This is a genomic window from Blastomonas sp. (genome assembly GCF_041747255.1).
In the GTDB taxonomy this organism is placed as follows: domain Bacteria; phylum Pseudomonadota; class Alphaproteobacteria; order Sphingomonadales; family Sphingomonadaceae; genus Blastomonas.
Genome location: NZ_JBGTFM010000419.1, coordinates 1 through 3,682, shown reverse-complemented (window position 1 = coordinate 3,682; position 3,682 = coordinate 1). Strand labels below are relative to the sequence as shown.

Annotated in this window: 2 protein-coding genes and 1 tRNA gene; 1 reads left to right on the top strand and 2 read right to left on the bottom strand. The window is 60.7% G+C overall.

The features are described 5' to 3' along the window. On the top strand, nucleotides 1-788 hold a 788-nt coding region (locus tag ACEW8G_RS14095), incomplete at its 5' end, for an ATP-binding protein (protein WP_373489037.1). A gap of 1,184 nt (nucleotides 789-1,972) precedes the next feature. Here the strand turns inward: ACEW8G_RS14095 and ACEW8G_RS14090 are convergent. Together ACEW8G_RS14090 and ACEW8G_RS14085 are read right to left on the bottom strand one after the other, a co-directional pair. After that, nucleotides 1,973-2,046, bottom strand: a tRNA-Cys gene (locus ACEW8G_RS14090). 153 nt (nucleotides 2,047-2,199) lie between these two features. Next, nucleotides 2,200-3,294: an AI-2E family transporter gene (locus ACEW8G_RS14085; RefSeq protein ID WP_373489036.1), complete on the bottom strand. Its 1,095-nt coding sequence runs from the start codon at nucleotides 3,292-3,294 to the stop codon at nucleotides 2,200-2,202. Between the last annotated feature and the right edge of the window lie 388 nt (nucleotides 3,295-3,682).

Here is a 3,682-nt window from a genome sequence, read left to right as displayed (position 1 = left end):
ACCTTCCGCCGGCGAACGCCGATGCAAACCAGCTCGAAATGGCGATCCTCAATCTTGGCGTGAACGCCCGCGACGCCATGCCGGGCGGTGGAACGCTGACGATCACAGCCGCCCGCGAGAGCGTGCGTGGCGATCATCGGTCTGGGCTGAAACAGGGGCATTATGTGCGCCTCTCCGTGGCGGATACCGGCACCGGCATGGACGAGGCCACGCTGGCCCGAGCGACCGAGCCGTTCTTCTCGACCAAGGGCATCGGCCAAGGCACCGGCCTTGGCCTCTCGATGGTCCATGGCCTCGCCGCGCAGCTCGGGGGCGGGCTAACTATCGTCAGCGAGCCCGGACGCGGGACCGCCGTGGAACTATGGCTGCCCGTCAATCTCGGTCCGATTGGACACGTGAACGAGACCAGGGCAGCACCATCACCGGTCACGTCAATAGGCTGCGCCCTTCTTGTCGATGACGAGGAACTCGTGCGGATGAGCACGGCCGACATGCTGGCAGACCTTGGCTACACCGTGATCGAAGCAACCTCGGCCGAACACGCGTTGCGGCTGCTTGACGAAGGCGCGGCGCCCGACCTTGTCGTCACGGACCATCTGATGCCGGGCATGAGCGGCGCGGAATTGGCATTGGAGGTGCGCGCTCGTAAGCCGGGGCTGCCGATCCTGATCGTCTCCGGCTACGCCGAGGTTGAGGGGATCGCGCCGGACCTGCCGCGATTGACAAAGCCTTTCCGAAATGACGAGCTGGCGCAAGCCCTTGCGGGTCTCGCGCGTAACATGGCTTGATGTCAAAACCGCTCGGTCTTGACACTGCGGCCTCAGTCAAAGCTTTCGGCGACCGTCGAGGTATCAAAAGTCGGCTTATGAATGGCCGTGTACGGGATGCACGAAGATGCGTCGCATGGCCGATAAGAGGGCGTATGTCTGACCTCCGCAAACGACCGCCTTCGGCTAAATCCGACGTTTACAGATCCAGATGTGAACGACTGGGTCTGGTCGGAAGCTGCAATTCACTGACCATCCTTGGGATTGGCAGCTATCGCACTTTCATGCCCCGGAACCGACCGGGCAGCAAACAACCCAGTCGCTGTCATCCCTAGGTGGCTTTACTATGGGCGCTTCCTTCCAGCAGTTCAGGATCGCAACGGACCTAGTATAATGCGCGTTCGCAATCGCACTTTCGCCCGCTCGCATGCAATCTTGCGCTGGTTGGCTCGAAAGTCGTTGGCACCGCGACACAAGTGGTGTTCGGACGAAATCGAAACCGTAGCTGCTGTTTAGCCGACAGAGACTATGGCCATAAACTGCCGTGAATTGGGCATAAGCAGCAGTGTCAGAGACTCGAAATGCACCGGAAAGGGCCCGGAAAAGAGGCGTTTTTGAGGTCGATATCCATGTCAGGCGGTTTGGAGGATATGGGTGGGGCACGATTTTGACTCGAACCAGACCGCATCTTTTGTCAGAAAGTTCACTAGATCAGTAATTTAAGTACCAGTTTTAGCACTTTTGACGGTCGCAATGCCGCTGACTAGGGCATCACATTCTTCGCCTGTACGCTCGGAGACAGCTGTGGGCGATCGGGTGCCCGACCATGTTGCATCACTGAACCAACATCAGCGCCATATGCTACGGCCGCCAGATTCAAAGTTTATCCGATGGGCATCTGTTTGCTGGCGGTCCGCGACCCAAATGCAGGGGGCCCCCATTCAATTACTGCGGCCCCGCGGTACCAACAGCTCTCACTGCTTTCCACGGTTGCGAACCTGACAGTTCTCATGACAAAAATCATATCCGTCGCTGCGCATTTCGCCACAGAGACTCTAGCTATTTGTGCGCTGAAAATCGCCAGATATTCGCAATAATTTCAGTCTCTTGAGACCGAAGCGACGCCCATTATCAGCCGTAACCCGCGGAAAGGTCGGTCAAAACCAATTTCAACTTAAGTTATTGATATAAAAGGGAAAACTCCCTGGAGGCCCGAGCCGGAATCGAACCGGCGTGCAAGGATTTGCAGTCCTCTGCGTAACCACTCCGCCATCGGGCCACCGGTGGGGAAGATGGGCGCAATGTGCCGCTTTGCAGGCAAAGTCAAACCCAATCTTTCAGACCTGCGGTGGCGAACCGGGCCTGGCAAGCCCCTGAAATCGACAGGTCGTCGCATGGGCGCAACTGTGCGGCCACGCTCTTGTCAGGTGCGCTATTCCTTGCCGACGATCCTGATCGGCTTGCCCAGGATCGCGCGCACATAGATACGCTGCACAAACACAAACGTGACAATGGTCAGCGGCGCAGCGAGCAGCACGCCGATAAAGCCGAACAGCAGCCCCGCCGCGAGCACCGCGAACAGCAGCAACGCAGGCGGCACATCGACCGCGTGCTTCTGGATCATCGGCTGCAGGAAATTGCCCTGCAACTGCTGGATGCCCAGGAACACCAGCAAGGTCCACAGCGCCACCATCGGCGAGACCGTAAACGCCAGCAGCACCGCAGGCACCCCGGCAATGACGGGGCCAATCAACGGGATGATATCAAGCAGTCCGGCGATGATGCCAAGTCCGCCTGCCGCCGGCACTTCAAGCAGCGTCAGCGCGATCCATGTCAGCACACCGACCACCAGCGAGGAGACCGACTGGCCCATCATCCAGCCGCGAAGGCCCCGCGATGCATCATCGAGCGCCTGCTCGGCCACTGGCTCCCCCTTGGCGGGGATCAGCAGCAGAAAGCCCCGGCGATAGGTGGCGGGATCGGCGGCGAGGAAGATCGCGCCGACCAGCACCAGCACGAAATCGGCGATGCCGCTGCTCACCGCGAGCGCATAGCCGCCCGCCTGCGAGACCAGCCGCGAGATGTCCTCGCTGCCGATTTCGGTGAGCGCCGCCGCGCGTTCGCCAAGGCCGTTGCGATCAAGAAAGCCCTCAAGCCCCTTGATCGCCTTGGGCAGCGTCTCGCGGATGGTATCAAACTCGCTGGCCAGCTGCGATCCGAACAGCACGAACGCGCCGATGAACAGGGTGATGATGCCGATGATTGACAGGGCAAGCGCAACGCCCCGGCGCATGCCCGGAATACGGAAGATCCATTGCGCCACCGCATCGAACACCGCGCCGAGCACAATGGCTGCAAACACCAGCATGAAAAAACGGCTGAGATCGACGATTATCCAGCACAGCCCGACAATCGTTACCACGATCAACGTCGCCATCGCCACCGTCCCCGGGCTGAGCGGCGCGTGCGCGGCGGCCGTGATTTGAGGCTCTGCCACCGAAGGGGCGTGATCGGTTTCGGATGTCATGCTTGCCGCCTTAGCCGACCTGCGAGAGGCGAGAAAGATGGTTCTTCGGGTGGCGGCTCAGAAGCCCGTGCCAGTCTCAAATCGGTGATGGACTGTGCCATTGCCGACAGCGCGCCTTTGGCCATCACCCGCCAGCGTGGCGCGGGCGTAATCATCTATCGGCCAGCGAATGGGCACCGACCAAGAAAACGCTTTGCCCGCAACGCTCCCCGGAGAACGCCGGGCGCCTGGTGGCCGACTTCGCAGGTTGACGCGGGCGATGGGAAAGGCATGCCGCTGCCATGAACGTGCCATCCGACCGACGGCGTGGGGACATGGGCGATCAGAACGGCACGTCGTCGTTAAGGTCATCATCCAGGCCGCCGCCGCCCCAGCCGCTCGACGAACC

Excerpts from the sequence above, each read along its gene's own strand:
- ACEW8G_RS14085 (WP_373489036.1), bottom strand. The coding sequence starts at position 3,294 with ATGACATCCGAAACCGATCACGCCCCTTCGGTGGCAGAGCCTCAAATC.